The sequence below is a fragment of the Phenylobacterium sp. genome (assembly GCF_041691455.1).
GTDB lineage: Bacteria > Pseudomonadota > Alphaproteobacteria > Caulobacterales > Caulobacteraceae > Phenylobacterium.
In genome coordinates this window covers 38,457-63,423 of record NZ_JBEPUO010000005.1, presented here as the reverse complement: position 1 = coordinate 63,423, position 24,967 = coordinate 38,457, and the positions used below count along the sequence as shown (strand labels likewise).

The window sequence follows — 24,967 nt, the reverse complement described above, 5'->3', positions numbered from 1 at the left end:
TCTCTCCTCCTGGATATATTTCGCTCGACAAGCGGGTCGATCAACCTAAGTTAACAGGACATGAACGTGGCTCTTTTGCAAGGCGCGCACGACAATGCTCGAGGGATCCTACGCCTACCGCTTCAACGGCTTCGCCGTGGATTTGGCGGTGCCCAGCTACGTCATCGGCGTCGGCACGATGACCTTCGGCCCCGGCGGAAGCATCAACGGCTATCATCGATCGTCCGGCACCCAATTGGGCGGCGGCGGCTCGGTCATGGAGGTGGCGGAATTCACGCTGACGGGGACGCTCGGCCTTTCCGCGAAACCCTATGGATCGCAGGATCTGGAGGCCAAGATAACCTTCACGATGATAGAGAGACGCGGTGGGGCGCCGACCCATCAGATACTGCACGGCACGTTCCACTTCATTCCGGCGGGCGGCGTGGCCGACCCCGGCGAGCGCTTCTGGTTCATCTCCACGGGCGCCACCCACCAGACGAGCGGCCTTGCGGCGGATGAGGTCATCAGCGGCGAAGGCGTCCGGATGGGGCCGCTGCCCGTAGGCTGAGACTGATCTTCCCGACGGCCTCAGCCTGGGGCTGAGCCGCGCACGCGCTCCAGGTTGGCCCGGCAGGTCTCCTCGAACCGCCTCGCGCCCATCGCCTTGGCCAGGTCGAGGGCGTCGGAGAGGTCCGCCAGGGCGGCGTCCCGGTCGCCCGCCTCAAACCGCAGGTCGCCGCGCAGCCGCAGGCTCTCGGGGCGGAAGAAGCCTTCCTGCGGATTGACGGTCAGAGCCTCCTCGATGGTCCGCAGCGCCGCCTCGGCGTCGCCGTTCAGCGCGTGGGTGTCGGCCAGCCAGGTGAGGTACATGGTCACCGCGGCGCGGTTTCGCGTCACCTCCAGCCCTGACATGCCGGCGGTCATCGCCAAAAGCCCTTCCGCCGGCGCGCCGGCCAGGGCGCGCGCCCGGCCAAGGACGATGTTCGCGGTGGCCGTGAATTGCGGGAAGCCCCCTTCGACCGACCTCTCGATCGACTGCCTGGCCAGCTCGGCGGCCGCGTCCAGGTCACCCTGCAACAGGGCCAGCAGCCCCGCCATGTACTGCGCGAAGGCCAGCTCATAGGGGTTGCCGCTGGCGCCGATCAGGGCCAGCAGCGGTTCGATGCGCCGCTGCGTCTTGTCGTCGTCGCCCATCAGCCATGCGTTCATCGCCGCGTTGCCGAAGGTTTGCGCCAGCGCCCCAGGCCGCCGCGGGTCCGCGGTGGTCGGGAAGTGGCGGCTGCCCGCCTCGAACGCTGCTTCGGCGCCGAGCAGGTCGCCCACCCGGTTGCGCGCTGCCAGCAGGGCCATATAGGCCGTCGCCAGCGCCCCCGGCGTCGCCTGCGCCTGGGCGAGCGGCAAGAGCTGTTCGGCCAGACCCGTGGCCGTCCGGAAGTCTCCGGCGCTCGACCGGGCCGCCCATTGGTCGAACAGGTAGGCGATCCGCTTGCGCAGGTCGCCGGTCCGCTCCGCCAGTTCACGCGCCCGCGCGTTTGCGGCCTCGACCTCCGGGCCGGAGTAGCCGTGGATGATCTGCAGCGCCGTGGCGGCCAGGTTGAGCAACTGCAGCTCCCGCACATCGCGCGCCGGCGTTTCGGGCAGGGTCGCCAGCATCTCGAGCGCCAGCCGACAGTCTTCGGCGGCCTCCCTGTAGGCATATCGCGCCGTGGCGGCCTTGGCCCCCTTCGTCCAGGCCTCCACCGTCCTGTCCGCATCGCCCACCGCCGACCAGTGACGGGCGAGCACCTCCGGCTGGGCCTCGGCCAGCGCCGGGAAACGGTCCGTGATCGTCTGGGCCACCCGCCCGTGCAGATTGCGGCGCTGGGTCTTCAGCAGGGCCTGGTAGGCGGCGTCCTGGATCAGCGCGTGCCTGAACCGGTAGCTTGCGTCCGGCGGAAACCCGCGGACCTGGATGAGGTCCGCCTCCGCCAGCGCCAGCAGCTCCGCCTGCAGCTCGCGCTCCGGCGCCACGGAGACGGCGTGCAGCAGCTCGTAGGAGAACTCGCGCCCCAGCACCGCGCCCAGCTGGGCGATCTGCTTGGCCCCGCCGAGCCTGTCGAGCCGCGCGGCGAGCGAGTCCTGCAAGGTGGCGGGAATCTCGCGCGCCACCGCCCGCCCGCGGTCCTGCATCAGCCGCGTGAGCTCTTCGGCAAACAGCGGCACGCCGTCCGTACGCTGAACAATGACCTCCGCCAGCTCCGGCTTCAGCCCGCTTCGGGCGGTCATGGCGCGGACCAGCTCGCGGGTCTGGCGATTGTTCAGCCGCCCCAGCATGATCTGCGCGTGATGCGACCGCGGCCGCCACGGCGGCCGGAACTCCGGCCGGGCCGTGCACAGCAGCAGGAGCGGTGCGGTCGCCCCCTGCTCGACGAGGGTTTGCAGCAGCTCCAGGGTCGACGGGTCGACCCAATGCAGGTCCTCGACAACCATGACCAGGGGCTGCCGCACGGTCGCGCTGAACACCCATCCCGCAAGGGCGGCGAGCAGGCGCGCGCGCCTTTGGTCGGCCGGCAGGGTCAAGGTCGGATAGGCCTCGGGGGTCGGCAGGTTCAGCAGGTCCGCCAGCAGCGGAACGGCCTCCTGGAGGTTTATCCCGGCGGTCCGGAGCAGCTCTTCCAGCCGCCCGGCCCGCGCCTCGGGCGTGTCCGCGCCGCGCCACCCGATGGCCAGCTCCAGCATTTGGCTGATCGCGTGAAAGGGCGTGTTGGCGAACAGGGCCGCGCCGCCGCATTCCATCCAGAGGTGGGGCTCGGCGCTGATGCGGGCCCTGAACTCCTCGATCAGCCGACTCTTGCCGATCCCGGGCTCGCCGATAACCAGCACCACCTGGCCCTCGCCGTCGCGGACCTCGCGCCAGCGGCTTTCGAGCACATGGGCCTCGTCCTCGCGTCCGACGAACGGCGCCGGCTCGGGCCGCGAAAAGCCGCGCGCCCGCATCGGTGTCGGGCTGCTCGAGACCACCCCATGCAGCCGCATCGGCTCGTCGTCCCCGTCCACGATCTCCGCCCCGGTTTCCTCCAACCCGAACAGGTCCTCCACAAGCTCGCGGACCGGCTCGGTCAGCACCACCGTGTCGGGCGGGGCGGCGGCGCGCGCGTGCGAAGCGAGGTCCGAGACCTCGCCGGAGATCTCGGCGTCCGGGCCTGAGCCGGTCACGAAGGCCGTGCCGGCGTGGACGGCCACCCGCACCGCGGGGCGGGCGGCCTGCGGAGGCGAGCCATGCGCGCTTCGCGCGGCTACGCCCTCGACGATGGCCAGGCCGGCCCGCACGGCGCGCTCGGCGGCGTCTTCCTGCGCCACGGGATGGCCGAAATAGACGATCTCGCTTTCGCCGGGCGTCCTGGCGGCCAGGCCGCCGAACCGGGCCGCGGCGCGGGCGACCACATCGCGATACTCCGCGGCGAGGTCGTGCCACTCCTCCGCGTCGAGGCGGCCCCTTCCCGTGGGGCGCACCAGGCTGCAGCTGAGCACGGTCAGGTGCCGCCGCTCGGTCGAGGACGCCGGCTGATGCGCCGCATGCGCCGCCGCGCCCATCAGGTCGGCGACGGCGGCTGTGACCTTGCGCCAGCCGGGCGTCGCGGCGCCCGCGGACCAGTCGCCCAACTGGTCGCAATGGATCTGGTTGAACGGCAAGGGCGGCGTCGCGCCGTCGAGGCTGAGCTGCACGAGCGTGCCGGCCAGGCGGGCGACGTCGGCCTCGGCCCTGACCCACTGCGATTTGACCGCATGGGCGGACCAGATGACGATCACCGCCTTGGCGGCCTGCAGATATTCCGCGATCACCTCCGCATAGGGACGATGGGGAGGAAGTGCGTCATCCCGCCAGACGCCGTAGCCCAGGGCGCGCAGGGCCTCGGCGATCTCCTCGGCCTTGGCTTCATCGGGCCGGGCGTATGAGACGAAGATGTCCGACATGAGCGGCAGGCCCCGTCCCCAGCCTCCACCAATACCTTAGCGAGGCGCTCGCCGGCCCGGCAACGCCTATTGCGGCCCCTCGGGTGGCGGCTGTCAGGCCAGCGCCTTCATCAGCCGCAGCCAGAGCTGCTGGTCGAAGTCCTTGTCCGGGGCCGCGGCGCCCATGCGGACCACCACCAGCTTGCGGCTGGGCGCGACATAGAGCTTGCGGTCCTGCGCGCCCAGGGCGGCGACGAGGTCGGCGGGCGCGGCCGGGATCAGCGGGCCGTCGATGCGCCGCGCCAGCGGCCTGATCGTGACCTCGCTGCCGTTCAGCCACCACAGCCGGCCATAGGCGGGGTTGGTCGCAGATCGGGCGAACATGGCCTTCATCCCGGCCTCCGAGACCAGGCGCTTGCCGTCCGCCGCCTTGCCGCCGTCCAGCACGATCTGGCCGAGGCGGGCGGTGTCGCGCGGCGTCGTGACCAGGCCCGTGGGATTGCCGACGTCGGCGAAGGCCGCCGGCCGCTGGCGCCAGGACGTGTCCTTCATGCCGGCCGGCGCGGTCAGCCAGTCGCGGGTCAGGGTCTCGAGCGGCTGCCTGGCGGCGGCCGCCAGCACCCGCTTGGTCATGGCGTAGACCGGGGTGTTGTAGAGGAACACCGTCCCCGGCGGTGCGGCGTAGGCGAACCCCTCGGTGAGGCCCGAGCTCATCGTCAGAACCTCGATGACCCGGATCTTCGCCTCCTGGTCCGGCGCGGCCTTGGACCAGCCGGCGCCGATGTAGGCCGAGACCGGCTTGGCGACGTCCAGCAGGCCCTTGTCGATGGCCACGGCGGCCAGGATCGAGACGAAGCTCTTCTGCTGGGAGGCGACATCCTCGAGCAGGGCGCCCTCGGCGTTGGTGCCGTAGGTGAAAGTCCTGAACTGGGCGTCGGCCGGCGGCGCCCAGTTCTTCTCGACGAGGGTCTTGCGGTCCTGGACGACCAGGAACCCGGTGGTCTTCTGGCTCTGGACGTAGTCGAGCACGGCCTGCATCTCGGCGGACTGGGCGGCGGCCCCCAGGGGATGGACGAGGCCGGCCAGGGCGGCGGCGCCGGCGATGACGCTTCTGCGGGACGGATGTTGGCTCATGTCAGGGCTCCGGCGTCACCGACGCCAGCCTGCGGGCCCGCGTCGACAACCGCAAGCCGGCCGCTCACCGCCCCATGAGCCGCCCGTCGATCCGTCCTAGCACCACCCCTCCGGATCGTCCGGCGGCGGCCCCGCCGGCCTCCCCTCGCCGGCCAGCCACCCGGGGGCGGTGGGACCCTCCGCTTCTGACTCTCGACCGTTGGGAACCTCCGGACTCGGCACGGTCGAAATGAGGTCTGCAACCTTGGGTTTCCGCCCCTGACCCGACGGGGAGAACCAACCCGGCTTGGGCATCGCCCGAGCCTAGTCGCCTTTCAGGAGAATCGCATTGACAGGACGAGTTCGCACCAAGCTAGGCTGTTGGCGTCGAGACCCGCAACATGCAGCCGCACCTCGTGCGACCGACACGCTTGCGCTATCCATTTTAGCCATGGAGGAATGTGATGCGTATCAACAAAGCGCTTGTGTTGGGATTTGGACTGGCCGTTCTCGCGGGCGGGCAGGCTATGGCGGCATGCTCCACCTACACTGCCGGTAACGGCGCGGAGACATTCCCGGGCACCTATGTGGGAACGGTCAGCGCGCTCGGCGTCTGTCAGATCGGCACAGGGCACAGCAACACGGGCACGACGCTCATCAGCCCGTCGGCCAACCCGTCGATCTACGAATTCTATTTCGACGGTGGGGCGCTCAGCATCACCGAGAGCGTCGGCAACAACGGCACCTTGACCTCAGGCTGGGACGTGGAGCTGCTTTCGCTCGCCACCCAGAGCAGCACATCGGGGACGGTCCTGGCGTCGATCAACATTCCCTACTCTTCCGCGCCTTCAGGACCCTTCTCGCTCGTCACCGGTATGAACCTGGGCGCGGGCTATTATTCGGTGAGCAATTTCATCGGCAACATCTCTACCGATCCTCAATACCAGCTGAATTTCGCTTTCCCGGCCGGGACCGGCGGCATCCCTGAGCCCGCGGCTTGGGCGCTCATGGTCCTGGGCTTTGGCAGTGTCGGGGCCTTGATGCGCAACCGTCGCCGCACGACGCAGCTGGGGTTGGCCTGACCGCCACGTCGCCAAAGGCGCTGACACATCTGTCAGCGCCGATGTCGACGCCCGGCTGACGCACCATCACGGCCTAGGCATTCTCTTGGCGCGGCCAGGCGCCGGCGTCCCAAGCTCCGCGCCTGGCGCAGGGGGCGACCTTGAAGCCGCGCCGAATCGACGCCGCCTGTCGTCACCAGGGCACGGTCCGACCGTTGCGATCGAGGTAGCGCAGGCCGGCCGCGCCCTGCTGCGCGATGAGCACGTCGACGATCTGCGGCATGGCGTCTTCGACGCTGAACGGCGCGTTCGCACCGCCCATCTCCGTGCGGATCCAACCTGGCGCCATCAGGACCAGCGCCTGCCCTTCGTCCGCGTGCCGGCCGGCATAGCTGGCCATGGCCTGGTTCAGGGCCGCCTTGCTGGCGCGGTAGACGTCGTTCACGCCATTGGCGTTGTTGGCGATGCTGCCCTGGCCGGAGGACATCGCGCCGATCACCCCGCCCGGTCGGGCCAGGACACCGAACGCTTCCACGGCGCGCATGACGCCAAGCACGTTGGTGACCATGACGTGGACGAATTCTTCCGTCGAAACCCCGGCCATCGTGTCTTCGGGCGCCCGGTTGGCGATGCCGCCGTTGACGAAGACGATGTCGAACTGACGGCCGGAAAGGCGATCCCGCACCGCCAGGATCTGGTCGCGGTCGGTCATGTCGAGCGCCTCGATCTCGATGAGGTCGGCGCGTTCGGCGGTAAGGCTATGCAGGGGCGTTCCGGGCGCCCGCACGGTGCCGAGCACGCGCCATCCCCGCCCCGCGAATTCGGCGGCCATCGCATAGCCCAGGCCGCGCGACGCGCCGACGATGAGGATCGAGCGGCCGGTCGGCGCCGAGGCAGGGCTGCTCACGTTTGAACCTTTCGCGGTTGATGAACAGATATGAGGGCCCGGCTCGCGCGGCGCCAGAGGCGCCCCGCCCATCCAATCCCTTCCCAGCGGCTCAGGCCCGCCGGGCCGTGCATCGCCGGATCGGCGCAGATCTCGGCCTGGGTCTCGCCGGCCGCCGGCAGACCTCGCGGGCCAGCTTGGCGGTGAACCGCACATAGCTCCGCTGAGGGAGCGCGCGCGCGCCGGCGCCGGCGCCGCGTCGTCAGAAGCCATGGGACCGGTCCGCGAGCTCAAGCCGCCCGCGCGCCACGCGCGCCGAAGCGGTCAGGTTGGGGAAACGCGGCGGTGGAGTGCTGCGCGCCAAGCGCAGTTCACGAGCCGAGCCGGAGTGTCGCACGGAGGGATGGGGTTGGGCACTTATGCACTTGAGATACCAAACAGGGCTGTGCTGCTGATTCGGTAGCGTGACAGGCCGGTGCATAGGAGCCGTCTCTTGAAAGGAAGAGACGATGCTCAAGGACGAAGAGGGGTCGGAAGGACTGGCCCTAGCTGAGACCATTGCGGTCTCAGCCGACAGGCGGACATGCTGGACTTCGGGTAGGGGTGGAAAGGGGACGCTGCCAACGGATCATCGCTTGCACGACGTCGGCGGTGGGTCTGAACTGATCAGAGTTGTTGATCCGAATGCCGATTTCGTTTGGACCCTGAGGACATCGCTTGAGCCCTCTAGTTCGGTACTACGGCACTCTCGCAGCCTGTCTCGCCGGTTTTGTGGCGCTGGTGATTTACGCCCAAATACTTCCAGTCGACGCTCGCGTCGTCACTGGGGTGTTCGCCGCGGTGTTCGGGCTGTTCATCTACAACACCTTCGGGATCGGCTGTCCGAAGTGCGGCAAGCGTCTGGGGCTGATGCAGAACTGGGGCGGCCTGCGCCGCGGACTGCCGGGGCGCTATTGCACCCATTGCCATGCTGACCTCTCGGTGAGGAGCTTAGACTAAGCCCTGCAGCGCCGTTCCGGCACGGGGGTGGGGGGTGCAGGGCTTCGTTTCCGAAGGTCGTCGATGGGTCGAAAGCAGTCTTCGCTTTGTCGCCGGCGAGCCGAAGTTCGGCGCAGTTTCACCGACGTCGCGTTTGCGGCGGGGAGCCAATGTCTGCTGCTGGCGCGACGCGGACCTCAGGGCCGCACGCGCCGCAGCCGGATTGACCACTCCGCCACACCTGCGGGCAACGGCGTCGGATAGAGGGTCAGGCTGTCGCCCTCGAGTTCGAAGCGTCGTTCCCGGTTGATACCGACTCCGTTCGCGGACTGGGCGATGTCGATGTGAAAGACGATGACGCCACGCGCGTCGTCGACTTCGTAGCGGGCACAGTAGCCGACCATGTGATCGTAGGCGGCGCGCACTTCAGCGTCCGTCGGGCTCGCGCCGGCCCAACGGGGCCGGTCACTGTCGCTGAACACCGTGCACATCCGGCCGGCCGGGTCGTAGATCATATAGCCGCTGGGATGAGCGCCAAGATCAGGATCTGGCCGGATCGAGCCATCGGTCATCTGCTGGCGGGTTTCCACCAGCTTCCAGGCGCCGGCAATGTGCGCAGGCGCGGCGATGGCTGGGCCCGCCAGAGCCGTGATCGCAAGCACTGCCGCCAAGTGGTTTCGCATCGCCGAAGTTCCCCAACGCCCACGCCGGACGCTATTCCACCCTGCCGCGAACCCCGCTTGGGTCGGGCGGCCGAAGCGTACCGGCTTGGTGAGTGTTAGCAACGGATCGAGAGCGGACTGGTCCGGGCGGAGCGCCTGAAGGTCGGATTTCCGGATCGGTCCCAAAGTCCGCAAATGGCGCTTAGCCTACACCCCACCCCTCACCCCTTCCTGAAAAACCCATAGATCCGCTCGGCCAGGGGGGCGCTCACCCCCTCCACCTTCAGGAGGTCGTCGACGCTCGCCCGGCTGACCCCGCGGGCTGAGCCGAAGGCGTGCAGCAGGGCGCGCTTGCGGCCCGGGCCGACGCCCTCGATCTCGTCGAGGGGGTTCTTCTTCATCTCGATGGTGCGCCGCGCGCGGTGGGTTCCGATGGCGAAGCGGTGGGCCTCGTCGCGCAGGCGCTGGAGGTAGTAGAGCACCGGGCTCTTCGGCTCGAGCATGAAGTAGGGCTTGCCGGGGATGAAGAAGCGTTCGAGGCCGGCGTCGCGGTCGGGGCCCTTGGCCACGCCAACCACGGCGATGTCGTCGACGCCGAGGTCGGCCATGACCTCCATCACCGCGTTGATCTGGCCCATGCCGCCGTCGATCAGCACGAGGTCGGGACGCACGGCCCCGCCTTTTCCGTCCAGGGCGCCCTCCTCCTCTTCCTTCACCAGCCGGCCGAACCGGCGGCGCAGCACCTCCTTCATCATCCCGAAGTCGTCGCCCGGGGTGATGTCCGTCCCCTTGATGTTGAACTTGCGGTACTGGCTCTTCTGGAAACCCTCGGGACCGGCGACGATCATCCCGCCGACCGCGTTGGTCCCCATGATGTGGGAGTTGTCGTAGACCTCGATCCGCTCGGGCGGGGCCTCCAGGCCGAAGGCTTCGCAGACGCCGGCCAGGAGCTTGGTCTGGGCCGAGCTCTCGGCCATTTTTCGGCCAAGCGCTTCGCGCGCATTGATGACGGCATGTTCGACGAGCTGGCGCTTCTCGCCGCGCTGCGGCCGGCCGATCTCGACCTTGCGGCCGCCCTTCAGGCAGAAGGCCTCGGCCAGCAGCTCTTTCTCCGCCGGCTCGATATTGACCAGGATCACCTTGGGGATCGGCTTGTCGTCGTAGAACTGGCCGAGGAAGGCCGCCATCACCTCGGGGTCCTCGTCGGACTTGTCGACGCGGGGGAAGTAGGCGCGGTTGCCCCAGTTCTGGCCGGCGCGGAAGAAGAACACCTGGACGCAGGCCTGGCCGCCCTCGGCGAAGAGCGCGAAGACGTCGGCCTCGTCCACCGTCTCGGGATTGATCTGCTGTTCCTGGGCGATGGAGGCGAGCGCGCGGATGCGGTCGCGCAGGCGCGCGGCGCGCTCGAACTCCATCTCGTCGCTGGCGGCCTGCATCTCGCCGGCGATCTTGCTCATCACCGCGCGGGACTTGCCGCGCAGGAAGTCGCCGGCCTCGTCCACGAGCGCGCTGTAGTCCTCCAGGCTGACCAGGCCCGTGCAGGGCGCCGAGCAGCGGCGGATCTGGTGCAGCATGCAGGGGCGCGTGCGGCTCTCGTAGACGCTGTCCGAGCAGGACCGCAGGAGGAAGGCCTTCTGCAGGGTGTTCAGCGTGCGGTTGACCGCGCCGGCGCTCGCGAACGGGCCGAAGTAGTCGCCCTTGATGGTGTGGGCGCCGCGGTGCTTGCGCAGCTGCGCGGCCGGGTGCTCGCGGCGGATGACGATCTCGGGGAACGACTTGTCGTCGCGCAGGAGGACGTTGAAGCGGGGCTTCAGCTGCTTGATCAGGTTGATCTCGAGCAGCAGGGCGTCGGTCTCGGTGCGGGTGGTGATGAACTCCATCGACCGGGTGAGGTCGACCATGTTGGCGATGCGCTGGGTGTGAAAACGGCCTTGCGCGTACTGGACCACCCGCTTCTTCAGGCTGCGCGCCTTGCCGACGTAGAGCACCTCGCCCTCGTCGCCGACCATGCGGTAGACGCCCGGCCGGTCGGGCAGGCGCTTGACCTCATCCTTGATAAGCGCGGCGCCCTTCAGCTGGGGCGGGGCGGCGACGTCGTCGGGCATGGCGCAGATATAGGCGAGTCCGCGCGCCGGCGCAGGGGCCTGGCGGCTTCAGCTGCCCATCACGTTCAGCACCGCCAGCGTCATGGCCTCGACGCCGGTGCGGATGGCGGGCTCCGGCGCGGGGGCGAAGTAGGGGTTGTGGTTGCCGGGCACGCGCTCGCCCCTGGCTTCGGCCGCGGCGATGGTCTTGGGGTCGTAGCCGCCGATGGCGAAGAACAGCGAGTGCGGCATGCCGGCGATCACGAACTCCGAATAGTCCTCGGAGGGCCGGCCGGGCTCGGGCTGGTGGATCGCCTTGTCGCCGAACGCCGCCTTGAAGACCGGATCGATGCGGGCGGTGAGCGCCGCGTCATTGACCACCGCCCGGCCGCCGACCTCCAGCTTCACCTCCGGGGGCGGAGCGGCGGACATGGCGGCCACCGCATTGGCGGTGCGGCGGATGCCCTCCAGCAGCTTCTCGCGCACGGCGGGGTCGAAGCTGCGGATCGTGCCGCGCAGCACCGCGGTGTCGGGGATGATGTTGCCGGCGCTGCCGGACTGGATCGAGCCCACGGTGATCACCCCGAAGGCCGCGGCGTCCTTCTCGCGGCTGACCACGGTCTGGACGTCCATGGTGAAGCGGGCGGCCTCGATGACCGGGTCGATGCTGAGCTCGGGCGTCGAGCCGTGGGCGCCGCGGCCATGGAAGGTGATCTCCAGGCTGTCGGAGGCCGAGGAATTGGCGCCGGGGCGGTAGGTCACGGTGCCCGCCGCCTGCGACTCGACGTGCAGCGCGAAGCCGTAGTCGGGCTTGCCGAACCTCTCGAAGAGCCCGGCGGCGATCATCGCCCGCGCGCCCTCGGTGGTCTCCTCCGCCGGCTGGCCGATGAACATCAGCGTGCCTTTCCACTGACTCTTCATGGCCACGAGCTGCTGGGCGGTCCCGATCCAGGCGGCCATGTGGATGTCGTGGCCGCAGCTGTGGTCGGCGGGCGTCGGCTTGCCACGGTAGTCGGCGACCACGTGGCTGGCGTAGGGCAGCCCGGTCTTCTCCTCCATCGGCAGGGCGTCGAGCTCGGTGCGCACCAGGACCAGGGGGCCGGCGCCGTTCTTGTAGATCGCCACGATGCCGGTTCCGCCGAAGCGCTCGGTGACCTCGAAGCCCAGCGCTTTCATCTCCTTGGCGAGGATGGCCGCGGTGCGGGTTTCCTGCAGCGCCAGCTCGGGGTGCTGGTGGATGTCCTTGTAGAGGGCGTCGAGGTGGGCGTAGCCGCGGTCGAGACCGGCGTCGATCGCCCGCTTGTCGGCGGCCACGTCGCGGGCCTGGGCGGCGCTGGCCAGGAGCCCGGCGGCTCCCGCGAACAGCAGGGTGCGGACGATGCGGTGCGGCAGCATGGATGATCCCCCAGGACTCGTGGGGATCACCCTAGCCGGTTCAGGGCTGGGCGAGGAAGGCGTCCAGGGCCGCGGCGAAGGCCTGCGGCTGGTCGAGCATGATGAAGTGCTTGGCGTCGTCGATGCGGACGAGCTTGACGACCGGCGCGGCGGCGTAGGCGGCCTGGTACTGCGCGTCCACCGCGGCCGTCGGCGCGCCGCTCGGCTTGTTGTCCGGATAGAGCAGCGTCAGGCGCGTCTTCAGGCCGGCGAGGTCCGGCCGCAGGTCCAGCGTGAAGTCATCGTAGGCGGCGCGCCCGACGACGCTCGGATCGCTGGCCAAACCCCAGCCGATCACCGTCTGCTGGTCGGGCTCGCGGCTCACCATGCCCTTGACCATCGGCGTCAGGCCGCTGGCGTACCCCGGGCCGCCCTTGGCCATCATGTCGCGCGTCTGAGCCGCCATCGGTCGAACGGCGTCGGCGTCCTTCGCCCCGAACAGGACGCCCATGAACGGGATGGCGTCCACCATCATCGCTTTCTTCAGGTGCTCCGGGTGCTTTTCGGCGAGGTAGAGGATGGTCGTGCCGCCGAGCGAGTGACCGATCAGCACGGCCGGCGTCAGCTTCTCCTGCACCAGGTAGGCGTCGATGGCCTCGGCGGTAGGGACCAGGACGTCGCCGGCGGCGTTGGCGCGGGCGGGTTCGCCGGCGAAGCCCGCGATCTGGATGAGGTGCAGGCGGTAGTGGCCCCGCAGGCGCTCGGCGGTCGCCTTCCAGGTGGCGCGGGAGGAGGCGAGACCAGGAATGAACACCACGTCCGGGCCCTTGCCCACCACCTCGTCGGAGAAGTGGTCGCGCACCACGATCTTCGAGTCGGCGAAGAGGCGGTTGGGATCGGGGGTTTGGGCGGCCGCGGGGGCCGCCAGCATCAGGACGACGGCGAGCGCGGCGAGGAGCTTGAACATCGGGGCGTCCTTCAGGCGGTGGAATTGACGAGTTTGGCCATGGCGTCGAGGTAGCCGATGAACGCCGCGCGGCCGGCTTCCGTCAAGGTGATGGTGGTCAGGGGCTTCTTGCCGACGAAGCTCTTGTCGATGGCGACGTAGCCGGCCTCCTCAAGCTTGCGGAGGTGAACGGACAGGTTGCCGTCGGTGGCCTGCAGCCGGGCCTTCAGGGTGTTGAAGTCGGCCGTCGCGGCGCTCGACAAATAGGCCATGATCCCCAGCCGAAGCCGGCCGTGGATGACCTCGTCGATCCCCTCGATGTCGAAGTCATCGGCCACGGCTCAGGCCGCCTTGCGGGCCTGACGCATGATGATCAATCCCGGCAGCGACAACAGCCCGATCAGGCTTGCGGCGTAGACGAGGTAGAGCGTCGCCGGCGCGGTCACGAACCAAGCGTTGACCGCTGCCATGATGAAGGCGCCGAAGGCGACGAGATAGAGCCAGCGGACGGCAGTCAGCACCGCGCCGACGAACCATGCCGCGCCATAGAGCGCCAGGATCACCGACGGCAGGGCCGCCATCACCACCCAGGCGTTGGCCCGCGCGCTGATCATCATCAGGCTGATGACGATGGCGAAGGTCGCCCATCCCACGCCCTGCCAGACGACGCCGGCGCTGCGCGCGGCGCCGCTGTTCCGGGGCAGGCGCCGTTTCATCAGGAAGAGGATCACCAGGAACAGCAGGGTGCCGCCGAACCAGACCAGCGGGAAGAAGCCGTCCCAGTTCAGGCGATAGGTGATGCCGCTCCAGCTGGCCACGCTGCAGGCGGCGTAGATCCCGCCGGCGACGACCAGGATAGATCCGCCGGCCATCGGGCCGGTGCGCCCCGCCTCAGCGAGGGTGCGCATGAAGGCGATGTCGTCGCGCATGGCGTTCTGGTCGGTCATCGGTTTCAAGTCCCAGCTCTGACAGGGACTGTCTAGGCGCTATACTTTGTGATGTAAAGTGCTTTGTACGCCCTCGAAGCGGATAGGCGGATCAGACCTTCACCGTCCCGGCGGCGATCTTCTCGTAGACACCCTTGGTGACCTTCACATAGCCCTTCTTGGCGTCGTGGAAGTAGAGCGGGCCCTTGATCTTGCCGGGGTCGAAGCCGTCGGCGACCAGGTCCGTCTTGCGGGGCTTGAAGGTGCCGGTGGTCTCGATGGCCGGCAGGATGCGCACGAAGAGCGGCTGGGCGTAGGCCGGCAGCGCCTGGGCCACCTGATTGCCGAACAGCTTGATGTCGAACTCCGGTCCGACCACCAGGCCCGCCATGCCGGCGCGGCCTTCCGCCCCCGGGACGGCCACGCCATAGACGTTGGCCTCCTTCACGCCCGGACAGCTCGTCAGGTGCTCGGCCACCTCGTTGGTGGAGACGTTCTCGCCCTTCCAACGGAAGGTGTCGCCGATGCGGTCGACGAAATAGAAATAGCCGTCGGCGTCGGTCTTCATCAGGTCGCCGGTGGCGAACCAGGCGTCGCCCTTCTCGAAGACGTCGCGCAGGATTTTCTTCTCGGACGCCGCCTTGTCGACGTAGCCGCTGTATTCGGAGCGCGCGTCACCGCCGATCTGGCCGACGCACTCGCCGATCTGGCCGGGCCCCGCCTCGATGCACAGGCCATTGGCGCCACGGATCGGCTCCTCGGTCTCGAGGTCGAACTGCACGAGGCGGATGTTGAACCGGTTGCGCAGCCACTTGGGCGCCCGGCCGATAGCCCCCTCGCGGCCATCGAAGTTGAACATCGACACATTGCCCTCGGTCGAGCCGTAGAACTCCAGGATGTCGGGGATGCGGAAGCGCTCTTTCATCACCGCCCAGATGTCCGGGCGCAGGCCGTTGCCGAAGGCCAGCCGGATCTTGTGGCGGGTCTCGTCGTCGCTCGGCGCCTGGTTGACCAGGTAGCGGCAGAGCTCGCCGATGTAGACGAACATGGTGCAGCCCTCGTCCGCCGCCTCGCCCCAGAAATGGGTGGCCGAGAACTTGCGGCGCAGGAACACCGAGCCGCCGGTCAGCAGGGCCGCGCCGAGCGCGCAGAGCCCGCCGGTGGCGTGGTAGAGCGGCAGCGCCACATAGATGCGATCGGCGGGCTTGGCCCCCGTCGCGCCGGCGAAGCCGCGCATGTAGAGCTGGGCGCGCACATGGGTGATGCGGGCGGCCTTGGGCAGGCCCGTGGTCCCGGAGGTGAAGATCAGCAGCGCGGTGTCGCGTCCGCGGATGTCCTCGCGGACGATCTTGTCGGGGGGGAGCTGGCTGCAGCTCTTCAGCGCCTGGACCAGGTCGCGCTGATCGCCATGCGCGGGCCCAAGGATCCACTGCGAGAGCTGCCGCTCCAGGAGCGGCTTGGCCTGCTCGAACACCGGCGAGGTCTCCGCGTCGACGATGACGTAGGCCGCGCCCGAGATGTTCAGGCAGTGGGCCAGCGCCAGGCCGGCGAGCTGGTTGTTGATCAGGGCGGTGACCACGCCGATCTTCGACAGGCCGTACCAGACCGCGAAATATTCCAGGCGGTTGGGCATAAAGAGCGCCACCGTCTGGCCGCGCCGCAGGTTCAGCCCCTTGCCCCAGTGGGCGAAGCGGTTGGCCATGGCGTCGAGCTCGGCGTAGCTCAGCGTGCGCCCCTCGAAGGTCATGGCGCTGCGGTCGCGCCAGCGCTCCACGGCCTCCTGCAGGTCGTCGCAGATCAGGTTTTCGCTGTCAGGCGCGATCGACTTCACCGCCTTCAGCGTCCGGTTCAGCCCGCGCGTGAAAGCCCAATCGCGCTGGAGCTTGGCCTTAACGGGCATGCTTACCTCCGACTTCGCGTCCAGCTTGCGGACGCGCTGGACGCCCGGTCAAGTTTTTGCGGCGTGGGTTCGGACGCGCCTGTCAGGCGGCCCCGGAATCGAGGCGCCGGGGCCACAAATCGTTAATCGGGTCTTAAGAGAACCGCTCCCAGGCGGACTGGCGGGAGATGCCGAGGCCCTTGCCGATATCGGCCCAGCTGACCTCGCGGCGGCGCAGTTCGTCGACGACCCACTGCAGCTGGGTGCGCTTGCCGCGGACCGTGGCCTCGACGCCGGGGAGCTGGGCGACCAGCCGCTCGGTCGGCAGGTCCTTGGGGGCGGGATATTTCGACAGGTCCGGCACACCGCCGTCGAGGTAGACCTGGCACATGGCCACGCACTCGTCGCAGATCATCACCAGGCCCGGGCCGGCGACCAGCTTGGCGACCTCGTGCTGCGACTTGATGCAGAACGAGCAGTAGAAGGTCTTCGGAGTTTTCTCGCCGAACAGCGCCTTGTACCTGGCCATGGCGGCCTCCTGTCAGGACAATCCTGGCTGTCAGTTATTCCCTGACAGCGCGTAACCGTCAAGGGTGTCCTGACGCCCGCACTCACCCGGTCCGGCGGTTACAGAAATAAGGTCATTTCTGGGCCACGGCCGGCAGAAACCCGCCATGCTTCGTAAGGTAATTCGAGATTCAGGAGGCCACAGGCCTGTAATCAAAGACTATTACGGCGCCCTGTGGACAGTTCTCGCGTCCAACAGTCGTGGCCAATGGTCAAGCTGCCGGGTAACCATCCTGGAACCGGACCCGACCTTTACCGTTTCCATCGTCGAAGCATTTCCCCTGAGGAGGGACCAGACGATGACCATCGATTTCAGCGCCACGCCCGACAACGGCCCGACCAGCACCGAGACCGAAAGCTCGATGTTCGCCCCGATCCCGTCCTGGGAACGCGGAAAGAAGCGTCGTGGACTGAGCCGCGCCTTTGGCGGCGGCCGTACCACCCGTGTGGCCGAAGAGCCCCGTAGCTTCGTCGCCGAACCCGATCGCTCGCTCGAGACCGGCGTCCTGGCCGGCGATCAGCGCGCCTATGCGTTCGATCCGATCGCGCCGACCAACGCCGCCATGGCCGAGGCCGAGCCGGCCTTTGCCGGCACGCCCTCCTACGCCAACGTCAGCGCGCGCCGGAAGTCCAACGCCGCGCCGGTGGCGATCGCTGCGGGCATCGTCCTGCTCGGCGGTCTGGCCGCGACGGGCTGGTACATGACCCAGAACCATACCGTCGGTGTCGCCCAACTGACGCCGGGCGCGGTCACCACGACCACCACCACCGCGGCGGGTGACGAGGTGCAGACGGCGCAGAACCTGACGCCTCAGGCGGCCCTGCCGGCCGCTTCGGAGAGCGCTTCGGCCCCGACGGCCGCTGCGCCGGCCGCGACCCACGTCACGACCACCACCACGACGCACAGCGCCGCCCCGGCGTCGGCGACCCACAAGACCACCACCACCGTGGCCCGGGCCCGCCCGGCCCGGAGCGCCGGTGAAGCGAGCGCCGACGTGAGCGCGACGGCCCCCGCGCAAGCCGCACCGGCTCCGGTCCAGGCCGCGCCGACGCCGACGCCGGCGGCTCCGCTGGTGCTGACCATCCCGGCCGCGCCGGCCCAGGCCGCGCCCGTGCAGACCGCGCCCGCGCCGACCGAGACGCCGCCGCAATAAGAACCCCTTCCGTTGGGGATGAGGGCCGCTCCCGAGAGGGGGCGGCCCTTTCCGTTTGCGCGGGGCGCTTAAGCCCAGCGGTGCATCAGGACTGCGTGGCCCCAGGGCGTTTCGAGCGGATCGCTGACCACCGAGAAGCCCGCGCGTTCGAAGGCCCGCCGTGCCGAAGCGTTGTCGGGGTGCGGGTCGATGCCCACAACCGGCACGCCCCGGCTGAACAGGCCGTCGACGTGCTGGCGAAGCAAGCCCGCCCCGTGCCCGCGCCCGAGCATGTCCGGCTCGCCGATGTAGAGGTCTATGCCACGCGACCCGGGCGGTAGGTCGGAGAACGGATGCGGATCCCAGCCATGGACGTCGTAGTCCTGCAGGAAGGCGAAGGGCCGCCCATCCTGCTCGACAAGCCACATGGCGATGCGGGGCTCGGCGAGCTTGTCGATCTCCGGCTCAACGCCCGGCTGGCCCCACCATCGTGCGACATGCGCCGCCGCCCGCCACCGGGCGATCAGCGGCAGGTCCGCCGGGGTGACCGGCCGGATCCCATATGTCTCCTGAGCGTCCACGGCCCCACCATCGCCGAGGCGCGGACCCAGACACAAGACCGCCCCCAGCCGTTGTGGCGGCCGGGGGCGTTCAAGGACGCGAAAGCCGGGTGGGCCGGGCCGCCTCAACCCAAGGACGCCACGATCGGCCCGTCGCCTCATGTCGGGGACCCGACCAAGGCTTTTCCCTCGCCGGTTGAATCGACGTGCGGCCCAGGAACCCGGGAAATCCGGCCACGTTCCAGGCAAGCGGGGCCGCGGGATTTCCCTATCCAATTATCCAACGGCGCCGCTTTCTTTGCCTATCGAAGCCCCCGGTCCCTGAGGATCGGGGGCTTTTCCTTAGCGGACGCGAAGCCGCTGGAGGCAAAGCCCGGCGTGGGCCTTCGGTGATATTCCGTTGGGCGGCGACATCCGCCGCCGGAAGGCGTAGGTTAAAAGTCTAGGCGCCGTTGAGGGCTCCGGCCAGGGCGCCGGCGTCGGGCGGCACGGTCTCCCATGTTCGATACCCTGCAAGCGATCGGAGACGCGCAGACCCTGGCGCAGGCGATCGTCAATACGATCCACGAGCCGTTCCTGGTGCTGGACGCCAGGCTGCGCGTCGTCGCGGCCAGTCGCTCGTTCTACGAGACATTCCAGGTCGACCCGGAACATACCAACGGGCGGCTGCTCTATGCCCTGGGCGAGGGCCAATGGGACATCCCGGCCTTGCGCGTCCTGCTGGAGACCATCATCCCGCAGGACACCGCGATGGACGACTTCGAGGTCTCCCACGACTTCCCAGGGCTCGGCCAGCGGACCATGCTGCTGAATGCGCGGATGGTGATCTACGAGACCAGCCCCGACACCACGATCCTCCTGGCCTTCACCGACGTCACCGCGCGGCGGGCCATCGAGCGGGAGAAAGCCGAGCTGCTGGAGCGGACCGAGGAGCTGCTGCGGCAGAAGCGGACCCTGCTGCAGGAGATGGAGCACCGGGTCGCCAACAGCTTGCAGATCATCGCCTCGATTCTGCTGCTCAAGGCCAAGGCGGTGAACTCGCCGGAGAGCCGCGAACACCTGCGCGACGCCCACGAGCGGGTGATGTCGGTGGCCGCTGTCCAGAGCCACCTGCACGCCGTCGACGGGATCGAGCAGATCGCGGTTGGCGAATACCTGACCAAGCTTTGCGCCAGCCTGGGCGCCTCGATGATCGGCGGCAGCCAGCCCCCCACACTGACGGTGACCGCCGACGAGGGGATGATCGGCTCGGCCGAGGCGGTCAGCCTGGGCCTGATCGTCACTGAGCTGGTGATCAATGCGCTGAAGTACGCCTTCCCCGAGGCGCGGCCCGACGCGGCGGTGCGGGTGACCTATGAGAACCAGGGGACGGGCTGGCGCCTGACCGTCTCCGACAACGGCGTCGGCCAGCGCGTCACTGGAGCGCCCAGCGCCGGCGGCGGGCTGGGCACCGTGATCGTGGCCGCCCTCGTCAAGCAGCTCGAAGCCCGGCTGGAGGTGCTCGACGCCCCGCCCGGCATGAGCGTGGCGATCACCCGGGCGGCCGCACCGGCGCTCGCCCCCGTCGCGCCCCTGGCGGCCTGAAGCCCTTCAGCCTTTGAACCACCCGGCCAGCACGCAGCTGACCTCGCCGCGGCGCACGGTCACCGTCGCGCGGCGCCCGAGACCGGGCTGGAAGATGACCGTGTGCTGGCCGGTGTCGACCGAGACCATCACCGGGGCGGGAAACTGACAGACGGCGTAGCTCTTCGGGTCCAGCGGATGGCCCTCGGGCGGCGCGACGCAACTGACCTCGCCGGACTGTCGGCCGAAGCGGATCCCCTGGTACTCGAAGAACTGCGGCGAGCGGCGGCCGACCACGGCCCGATCCGGCTTGGCGACGATCGGGCAGGCCGGGCCGGCGATGGTCCATTGCCGCTGCAACGCCACGCGATCCATCCAGGTGGACCCGACCAGCCACACCGGCAGCATGACGCCGGCGACCGCCAGCGCGGCTATGCCAAGCTGTCGAGGAGATCTCATGGCGCATCTCCGACTTACATCTGTAATAGTATCGCAAGTTTACAGATGTAGTCAGAATGGTCAACGCCGCCTCTCCCCCAGGCGGCGGGGAGGGAGCGGCGAAGCGGCTAGCGCTCCAGCGCGGCGTGGTCGGCGAGGATTAGGGCGGCGGCGGCGGTGATCTTCTGGCCGGTCGGCAGGTGGATGAATTCGTTGGGGCCGTGGGCGTTGGAGTGGGGGCCGAGCACGCCGGTGATCACGAACTGGGCGTCGGGGAATTTCTCGCCCAGCATGCCGATGAACGGGATCGAGCCGCCCTCGCCCATCAGCGCCGCCTCGCGCCCGAAGGTCGCCTGGCTGGCCCGCTGGACGGCGGCCTCCAGCCAGGGCGCGAGCGGCGGGGCGTTCCAGCCGGGGCTGGCCTGATTCTCCTCGAAGCTCACCTTGGCGCCCTGCGGCGGCTCAAGGGTGAGGGTCTGGGCGAGCGCCTTGGCGCAGGCCTGGGCGTCTGCGGTAGGCGGCAGGCGCAGGCTGAGCTTGAGCGTGGTCTGCGGGCGCAGCACATTGCCGGCGCTGGTCGGCTCGGGCAGGCCGTCGGCGCCGACCACGGCGAGCTGCGGGCGCCAGGTTCGGTTCAGCACCAGCTCGGCGCCGTCCTTGGTGATCGGGGCGGTGGAGCCGGCGAACGGGAACTTCTTCCAGACCTCGTCGCCCAGCGCCTTGGCCGCGACCAGGGCCTGCGCGATGCGGTCGCCGGGGATCTCGACGGTGAAGGCGCGCGGCAGGATCTGGCCGGTGGCCGCGTCCTCCAGCCGGCCGAGCAGGGCGCGGGCCAGACGGAAGCTGTCGGGCACCACGCCCGAGGCGTCGCCGGAATGGACGCCCTCCTCCAGCACCTCGACGGTGAGGAGGCCGCCCGCCATGCCGCGCAAGGATGTCGTCAGCCACAGCTGGTCGTAGTTCCCGCAGCCTGAGTCCAGGCAGATCACCAGCGACGGCGAGCCGATGCGGGCGGCCAGGTGATCGACGTAGAACGGCAGGTCGAAGGAGCCGCTTTCCTCGCAGGCCTCGATCAGCACCACGCAGCGCGCGCGCTTCACCTTCTGGCGCGCGAGGCCGACCAGCGCGGCGACCGAGGCGTAGATGGCGTAGCCGTCGTCGGCCCCGCCACGGCCATAGAGCTTATCGCCGCGGATCACCGGCTCCCAGGGGCCAAGCCCCTCGGACCAGCCGGTCATCTCCGGCTGCTTGTCGAGGTGGCCGTAGAGCAGGACGGTGTCGTCCACCTCCCCCGGCGCCTCGATGAAGATCACCGGCGTGCGGCCGGGCAGGCGCACCACCTCCAGCGTCGCGCCGGGGAGTTCGGCGAGCTTGGTCCGCGCCCAGCCGGCCATGTGCTCGACGGCCCGGTCGATGCAGCCGTGGCCCGCCCAGTCCGGGTCGAAGGCCGGCGACTTGGCCGGTATGCGGATGTAGTCGACCAGCGCGGGGGTGATCTCGTCGCGCCACAGATCGGCGACGAAGCTGTTCAGGGCAGGCGCGTCCATGGGCGGTCTCTCGGGCTCGGATCGGCGCTCTCTATAGCCGGGCCCCGCGTGCGCCCCAATGCCGCATCGCGGCGGCCGGAAGGGTTTCGCTAAGAGTCAGGTGGCTTCTATGGGCGAGTCTTATTGGCTTCGAACGCCGTCCCGGGGATTTCCATGATCACGTCGAAAGAACTCATCGATTGGGCGTCCGCCTCGCTGGTGGTGATCTGCGGCGGCCTGGCCGGCCACTATGCGGCGGTGGGCATGACCCCGGTCCAATGGGCGGGCGCGGCGACGGCGGTCCTGGGCTCGGTGACCGTGGCGGTGGCCGTGCGCATCTGGACGCCGGTGGGCGCCAAGGCGAACACGCCGCAGCGCGACTAGTCGGCGTAGACGTCCAGGCCCATGGCGGTGAGCAAAGCCTGCTGCTGGGACAATCCGATCTTCAACCCCGCATAGCTGCCGAGCGCGGCCAGGCTGAGGCCTGAGACCTCCGCGCCGCGCAGGTCGGCGTCGGCCAGTTTCGCGCCGGCCGTGAGCGCCTGGAAGAGATCGCAGTTCGACAGGTTCGCGCCTTCCAGGTCGGCCTCGGTGAGGTCGGCCTCGCGGAGGGACGAACCCGTAAGGTCGCAGGTCGCCAGCCGGGCGTCGGAGAGGTCGGCGAGCTCCAGGTTGCAGGCGGTGAAGGCCGCGGATGTGCGCACCACCTTGGGCCCGAAGGACCGCGAGAAGTCGGCGCGGTGGAAGCGGGCGCCGCGCAGGTTGGTCGAGGCGAAAACCACAGCCCAGAGGCTCGTGCGGTCAATGCCGGCGAAGGAGAGATCGCAGGCCTCGAACCGCGCCTGGTCCAGCTGTGAGAAGGCGATCTGGACGCCGGAGTGGCTATCCGGATCGGCGAGGTTGCAGCGGGTGAAGGTCGCTTCGCGCAGATCGGCGTGGGCGAAACGGCAGCGGGTGAACCGGCAGTCGGTGAACCGCGCGCCCTGCAGGATCACCGCCGAAAGCTGCACATCGACCAGGGCGCAGTCGGTGAGGACGAGGTCGGTGAGATCGCGCTCGGCGAAGTCGACGCCGGAGAGATCGGCGCCGGAGATCACCGCGCCGGGCGAGAGGTCGGGGACGTCGTCGGCCATGGCGGTCCCTATTCGCCCGAGGCCAGGTCCGCGTAGGGCTTGCCGTCGCTGGACAGCAGCACCGCCAGCGGTCGGCTCCCCTTGAACTCGGCCAGGATCGCCATGGCCATGACCGTCAGCGGAGTCGACAGGAAAGCTCCCACGACGCCCCAGACCACGCCCCAGAAGGCGAGCGCCAACAGGACGACGATCGGATCCACGTTCAGGCTCTTGCCCTGCATCCGCGGCTGCACGACGTGGCTGACGGCGAAGTGGATCGCCTCCAGCCCGCCCACCAGGACGACCGCCCGCCAGACGCCGTCGAATTCGAGCAGCCCGAAGGCCGCCGGGAACAGCACCCCGATCGCCGCCCCGATCGCCGGGATGTAGTTGGCCAGGAAGATGATCGCGCACCAGAAAGCCACGTGCGTCAGACCGGTAGCCCACATCATGGCCGCCGAGAGGGCCGTGATGATCAGGCCCACCACCGTCTGCACCCAGATGTAGCGCTCCACCCCCTGGCGGACCCGCTCGAAGATCAGCGCGGCCTCGCGCCGCTCGGGTCCCGTCCGGAAGAATTCCTGCGCCTTGGCCGCGAAGCCGCGCCGCGAGGCCAGCAGGAAGCCGAGATAGATCAGGGTGAAAACCGCTCCCTCCGCAAAGTGGCTGAGCCCGCCGGCCAGTTCGCCCGCGAAGCGCGCCGGATTGAGCTGGCGGATCAGGCTGGCGGCGGTGGGGGTGACGGTCAGCCCGAACTGCTGGGCGGCGAGCGACAACAGCGCGTTGACCCGCACGGTATAGGCCGTCGACTCCGCGGCGAAGCCCGCGGCGTTGTCGAACGTCAGCCAGATCGTCAGGCCGAAGATCGCCAGGATCGCGGCGATGGCGGCGGGCAGGGCCGCGGGCCGCGGGAACCCCGGGACCCGGTTGCGCAACGCCCGGGCCAGCCCGTCGATCATGATCAGCAGGAAGACCCCCAGCACGAAGGGCTCGAGGATGCGGCGCAGCGCCCAGAGGGTGAAGCCGGTGAGGATCGTGGCGGTGATGATCTGGGCGATCTGCAGCGACTTGAGCTCGATCGACAGGCTCTGGTCCGGGCGCTTGACGGCAGGCATGAGGGCGCTTCCGGGTTGCGGGGGCGTGGCGCGAAGGCGTCGGACGCCGTTCGCCGGATGGCGGCCAGGATGACAGAGGCGGACGACCGAGTCTCCAGGCCCGCCTATGACCTAGCCGCCGGCCGCCTCGCCGGGGCTGGCGTTGTCCGGCGCCTGACGCTCGGTCTGGCGCTCGTCGTGAAGGGCTTCGGACTCAGGCGCGGACTGGCCGGCGTCCCGGCCTCGGTCCGGCTCGGCCTTCGGATCGGGTGTCCGCGGATCGTCAGCCACGGAGCGACGTCCCGTGGTGACCCCAGAACATGGTGTGCATCTCGTCCCGGCGCAGGCCGCCGATCGCGGCGGCGACTGAGGCGGTGAAGGCTCCCAGGAGGAGGCCGACGGCCATGAACAGCGAGAACTGGGCGGCGATGTTCGCGTGACGCGCGGCGGCGAGCTGCAGGACGGCGGGATCGGCGGCGGCGGCGGCGGCGGCGGTCGCGATCTCCGCCGGCGGCGCCAGCAGGGTCGCGGCCAGGATCACCCCGGCGATGGTGCTCACGGCCCAGACCAGCAGCCCGTGGGCGGTGTCGCGGAAGTGGACCTCGTGGGTGTGGACGTTCAGCCACTTGGTCCGCAGGCGCCCCGCCAGATAGCCGCCGAGCGCGCTGGCCAGCACCTGCACGACGAGCATCCAGGCGCCGAGGATCGGCGTGAAATCCGTGAGCGCGGGGTGCGCGCCGGGCCAGGGTGAGGCGAGCTTCAGGCCGAAGCCGGCCGCCAGGCCCAGGAGCACGAAGGAGATGGCGAGCGCCGCCACCGCGCCGGCCAGGACGGCGCCCCACGAGACCGCGGATTGGGTTTCGTGCGTGAGGGTCGGTGTCGAAAGGTCGCGTTCCATTCAATCCTCCGGGTTCAGAAGTGATGGGTGCAGAAGGCCATCAGCAGGATGAGTGGGAGCGGCACGCCGAGAAGCATCAGGAGGATCGACCGCATCGTTGGGCCCCTTATCAAGGTTCGAGTTGACCGGGTCCGCGAGCCAAGCCTCACGGACCGTCGCCCGAGCCTGAAGGTGTCGATCGAAACCGGCGCCGTCCTGCCAGAGCCCAGCACGAACGCCGCCTGGCCCCGCTTGTTCCCGGACGGCGGTCGG

The 24,967-nt window shown here is 69.3% G+C and carries 23 protein-coding genes and 1 pseudogene; 6 read left to right on the top strand and 18 right to left on the bottom strand.

Annotated elements, in window-relative coordinates:
- Positions 1-94: 94 nt before the first annotated feature.
- The gene (locus tag ACESMY_RS09850; RefSeq protein WP_372784407.1) at positions 95-550 is read left to right on the top strand and encodes a hypothetical protein; all 456 of its coding nucleotides are present in this window, start codon (positions 95-97) and stop codon (positions 548-550) included.
- Between the two features lie 20 nt (positions 551-570).
- Here ACESMY_RS09850 and ACESMY_RS09845 read toward each other — a convergent pair whose 3' ends face one another.
- Positions 571-3,936: an AAA family ATPase gene (locus ACESMY_RS09845; protein WP_372784406.1), complete on the bottom strand. Its 3,366-nt coding sequence runs from the start codon at positions 3,934-3,936 to the stop codon at positions 571-573.
- A gap of 93 nt (positions 3,937-4,029) precedes the next feature.
- Positions 4,030-5,049, bottom strand: a complete 1,020-nt coding sequence (locus ACESMY_RS09840) for a serine hydrolase domain-containing protein (RefSeq protein ID WP_372784405.1) — start codon at positions 5,047-5,049, stop codon at positions 4,030-4,032.
- 443 nt (positions 5,050-5,492) lie between these two features.
- Between ACESMY_RS09840 and ACESMY_RS09835 the strand changes: the two genes are divergently transcribed.
- A complete protein-coding gene (locus ACESMY_RS09835) occupies positions 5,493-6,110 on the top strand; it encodes a PEPxxWA-CTERM sorting domain-containing protein (protein ID WP_372784404.1) in 618 nt (205 codons plus the stop codon).
- A 172-nt stretch (positions 6,111-6,282) separates the two neighbouring features.
- Here ACESMY_RS09835 and ACESMY_RS09830 read toward each other — a convergent pair whose 3' ends face one another.
- Positions 6,283-6,996, bottom strand: a complete 714-nt coding sequence (locus ACESMY_RS09830; protein WP_372784403.1) for an SDR family NAD(P)-dependent oxidoreductase — start codon at positions 6,994-6,996, stop codon at positions 6,283-6,285.
- A 759-nt stretch (positions 6,997-7,755) separates the two neighbouring features.
- Here ACESMY_RS09830 and ACESMY_RS09825 point away from each other — a divergent pair.
- Positions 7,756-7,974, top strand: coding sequence for a hypothetical protein (locus tag ACESMY_RS09825; protein ID WP_372784402.1), 219 nt, complete (start codon positions 7,756-7,758; stop codon positions 7,972-7,974).
- A 176-nt stretch (positions 7,975-8,150) separates the two neighbouring features.
- Here ACESMY_RS09825 and ACESMY_RS09820 read toward each other — a convergent pair whose 3' ends face one another.
- The 8 genes and pseudogenes from ACESMY_RS09820 to ACESMY_RS09785 all read right to left on the bottom strand — a co-directional run.
- Positions 8,151-8,615, bottom strand: coding sequence for a lipocalin-like domain-containing protein (locus tag ACESMY_RS09820; RefSeq protein ID WP_372784574.1), 465 nt, complete (start codon positions 8,613-8,615; stop codon positions 8,151-8,153).
- A gap of 221 nt (positions 8,616-8,836) precedes the next feature.
- Positions 8,837-10,720 (bottom strand): excinuclease ABC subunit UvrC, encoded by a 1,884-nt coding sequence (gene uvrC, locus ACESMY_RS09815; RefSeq protein ID WP_372784401.1) that lies wholly within the window; start codon positions 10,718-10,720, stop codon positions 8,837-8,839.
- Between the two features lie 48 nt (positions 10,721-10,768).
- Positions 10,769-12,094, bottom strand: a complete 1,326-nt coding sequence (locus ACESMY_RS09810) for an amidohydrolase (protein ID WP_372784400.1) — start codon at positions 12,092-12,094, stop codon at positions 10,769-10,771.
- Positions 12,095-12,134: 40 nt separating this feature from the next.
- Positions 12,135-13,040 (bottom strand): alpha/beta hydrolase, encoded by a 906-nt coding sequence (locus tag ACESMY_RS09805; RefSeq protein WP_372784399.1) that lies wholly within the window; start codon positions 13,038-13,040, stop codon positions 12,135-12,137.
- A gap of 11 nt (positions 13,041-13,051) precedes the next feature.
- Positions 13,052-13,357, bottom strand: a complete 306-nt coding sequence (locus ACESMY_RS09800) for a winged helix-turn-helix domain-containing protein (protein ID WP_372784398.1) — start codon at positions 13,355-13,357, stop codon at positions 13,052-13,054.
- Positions 13,358-13,360: 3 nt separating this feature from the next.
- Positions 13,361-13,975 (bottom strand): hypothetical protein, encoded by a 615-nt coding sequence (locus ACESMY_RS09795; RefSeq protein WP_372784397.1) that lies wholly within the window; start codon positions 13,973-13,975, stop codon positions 13,361-13,363.
- 82 nt (positions 13,976-14,057) lie between these two features.
- Complete coding sequence (locus ACESMY_RS09790) at positions 14,058-15,845, bottom strand: long-chain-acyl-CoA synthetase (RefSeq protein WP_372784396.1); 1,788 nt, start codon at positions 15,843-15,845, stop codon at positions 14,058-14,060.
- Between the two features lie 364 nt (positions 15,846-16,209).
- Positions 16,210-16,353 (bottom strand): annotated as a pseudogene (locus tag ACESMY_RS09785) (ClpX C4-type zinc finger protein); the annotation flags it as partial.
- Between the two features lie 337 nt (positions 16,354-16,690).
- On the opposite strand from ACESMY_RS09785, the gene ACESMY_RS09780 reads away from it, so the two are divergent.
- Positions 16,691-17,545, top strand: a complete 855-nt coding sequence (locus ACESMY_RS09780; RefSeq protein ID WP_372784395.1) for a hypothetical protein — start codon at positions 16,691-16,693, stop codon at positions 17,543-17,545.
- A gap of 68 nt (positions 17,546-17,613) precedes the next feature.
- Here the strand turns inward: ACESMY_RS09780 and ACESMY_RS09775 are convergent, their stop codons facing one another.
- Complete coding sequence (locus ACESMY_RS09775; protein WP_372784394.1) at positions 17,614-18,105, bottom strand: GNAT family N-acetyltransferase; 492 nt, start codon at positions 18,103-18,105, stop codon at positions 17,614-17,616.
- A gap of 477 nt (positions 18,106-18,582) precedes the next feature.
- On the opposite strand from ACESMY_RS09775, the gene ACESMY_RS09770 reads away from it, so the two are divergent.
- Positions 18,583-19,668: a sensor histidine kinase gene (locus tag ACESMY_RS09770; protein ID WP_372784393.1), complete on the top strand. Its 1,086-nt coding sequence runs from the start codon at positions 18,583-18,585 to the stop codon at positions 19,666-19,668.
- A gap of 6 nt (positions 19,669-19,674) precedes the next feature.
- Here the strand turns inward: ACESMY_RS09770 and ACESMY_RS09765 are convergent, their stop codons facing one another.
- Both ACESMY_RS09765 and ACESMY_RS09760 read right to left on the bottom strand, forming a co-directional pair.
- On the bottom strand, positions 19,675-20,106 hold the full coding sequence (locus tag ACESMY_RS09765; RefSeq protein WP_372784392.1) for a hypothetical protein: 432 nt from the start codon (positions 20,104-20,106) through the stop codon (positions 19,675-19,677).
- A 107-nt stretch (positions 20,107-20,213) separates the two neighbouring features.
- The gene (locus ACESMY_RS09760; protein ID WP_372784391.1) at positions 20,214-21,632 is read right to left on the bottom strand and encodes a M20 family metallopeptidase; all 1,419 of its coding nucleotides are present in this window, start codon (positions 21,630-21,632) and stop codon (positions 20,214-20,216) included.
- 153 nt (positions 21,633-21,785) lie between these two features.
- Between ACESMY_RS09760 and ACESMY_RS09755 the strand changes: the two genes are divergently transcribed.
- Positions 21,786-21,995: a hypothetical protein gene (locus ACESMY_RS09755; RefSeq protein ID WP_372784390.1), complete on the top strand. Its 210-nt coding sequence runs from the start codon at positions 21,786-21,788 to the stop codon at positions 21,993-21,995.
- Here ACESMY_RS09755 and ACESMY_RS09750 read toward each other — a convergent pair.
- The 4 genes from ACESMY_RS09750 to ACESMY_RS09735 form a co-directional block, all read right to left on the bottom strand.
- The gene (locus ACESMY_RS09750) at positions 21,992-22,744 is read right to left on the bottom strand and encodes a pentapeptide repeat-containing protein (protein WP_372784389.1); all 753 of its coding nucleotides are present in this window, start codon (positions 22,742-22,744) and stop codon (positions 21,992-21,994) included. The genes ACESMY_RS09755 and ACESMY_RS09750 overlap by 4 nt on opposite strands.
- Before the next feature lie 8 nt (positions 22,745-22,752).
- Positions 22,753-23,838: an AI-2E family transporter gene (locus ACESMY_RS09745; protein WP_372784388.1), complete on the bottom strand. Its 1,086-nt coding sequence runs from the start codon at positions 23,836-23,838 to the stop codon at positions 22,753-22,755.
- 111 nt (positions 23,839-23,949) lie between these two features.
- Positions 23,950-24,108 carry a hypothetical protein gene (locus ACESMY_RS09740; RefSeq protein ID WP_372784387.1) on the bottom strand — a complete coding sequence of 53 codons (159 nt, stop codon included), beginning with the start codon at positions 24,106-24,108 and terminating at the stop codon, positions 23,950-23,952.
- A complete protein-coding gene (locus tag ACESMY_RS09735) occupies positions 24,101-24,715 on the bottom strand; it encodes a hypothetical protein (protein WP_372784386.1) in 615 nt (204 codons plus the stop codon). The genes ACESMY_RS09740 and ACESMY_RS09735 overlap by 8 nt, the downstream gene beginning before the upstream one ends.
- Between the last annotated feature and the right edge of the window lie 252 nt (positions 24,716-24,967).

Bases quoted from the DNA above. Each gene is read 5' to 3' on its own strand.
- ACESMY_RS09850 (WP_372784407.1), top strand. From the start codon at position 95: ATGCTCGAGGGATCCTACGCCTACCGCTTCAACGGCTTCGCCGTGGAT.
- ACESMY_RS09845 (WP_372784406.1), bottom strand. From the start codon at position 3,936: ATGTCGGACATCTTCGTCTCATACGCCCGGCCCGATGAAGCCAAGGCC.
- ACESMY_RS09840 (WP_372784405.1), bottom strand. From the start codon at position 5,049: ATGAGCCAACATCCGTCCCGCAGAAGCGTCATCGCCGGCGCCGCCGCC.
- ACESMY_RS09835 (WP_372784404.1), top strand. From the start codon at position 5,493: ATGCGTATCAACAAAGCGCTTGTGTTGGGATTTGGACTGGCCGTTCTC.
- uvrC (WP_372784401.1), bottom strand. From the start codon at position 10,720: ATGCCCGACGACGTCGCCGCCCCGCCCCAGCTGAAGGGCGCCGCGCTT.
- ACESMY_RS09810 (WP_372784400.1), bottom strand. From the start codon at position 12,094: ATGCTGCCGCACCGCATCGTCCGCACCCTGCTGTTCGCGGGAGCCGCC.
- ACESMY_RS09805 (WP_372784399.1), bottom strand. From the start codon at position 13,040: ATGTTCAAGCTCCTCGCCGCGCTCGCCGTCGTCCTGATGCTGGCGGCC.
- ACESMY_RS09790 (WP_372784396.1), bottom strand. From the start codon at position 15,845: ATGCCCGTTAAGGCCAAGCTCCAGCGCGATTGGGCTTTCACGCGCGGG.
- ACESMY_RS09780 (WP_372784395.1), top strand. From the start codon at position 16,691: ATGACCATCGATTTCAGCGCCACGCCCGACAACGGCCCGACCAGCACC.
- ACESMY_RS09770 (WP_372784393.1), top strand. From the start codon at position 18,583: ATGTTCGATACCCTGCAAGCGATCGGAGACGCGCAGACCCTGGCGCAG.
- ACESMY_RS09765 (WP_372784392.1), bottom strand. From the start codon at position 20,106: ATGAGATCTCCTCGACAGCTTGGCATAGCCGCGCTGGCGGTCGCCGGC.
- ACESMY_RS09760 (WP_372784391.1), bottom strand. From the start codon at position 21,632: ATGGACGCGCCTGCCCTGAACAGCTTCGTCGCCGATCTGTGGCGCGAC.
- ACESMY_RS09755 (WP_372784390.1), top strand. From the start codon at position 21,786: ATGATCACGTCGAAAGAACTCATCGATTGGGCGTCCGCCTCGCTGGTG.
- ACESMY_RS09750 (WP_372784389.1), bottom strand. From the start codon at position 22,744: ATGGCCGACGACGTCCCCGACCTCTCGCCCGGCGCGGTGATCTCCGGC.
- ACESMY_RS09745 (WP_372784388.1), bottom strand. From the start codon at position 23,838: ATGCCTGCCGTCAAGCGCCCGGACCAGAGCCTGTCGATCGAGCTCAAG.
- ACESMY_RS09735 (WP_372784386.1), bottom strand. From the start codon at position 24,715: ATGGAACGCGACCTTTCGACACCGACCCTCACGCACGAAACCCAATCC.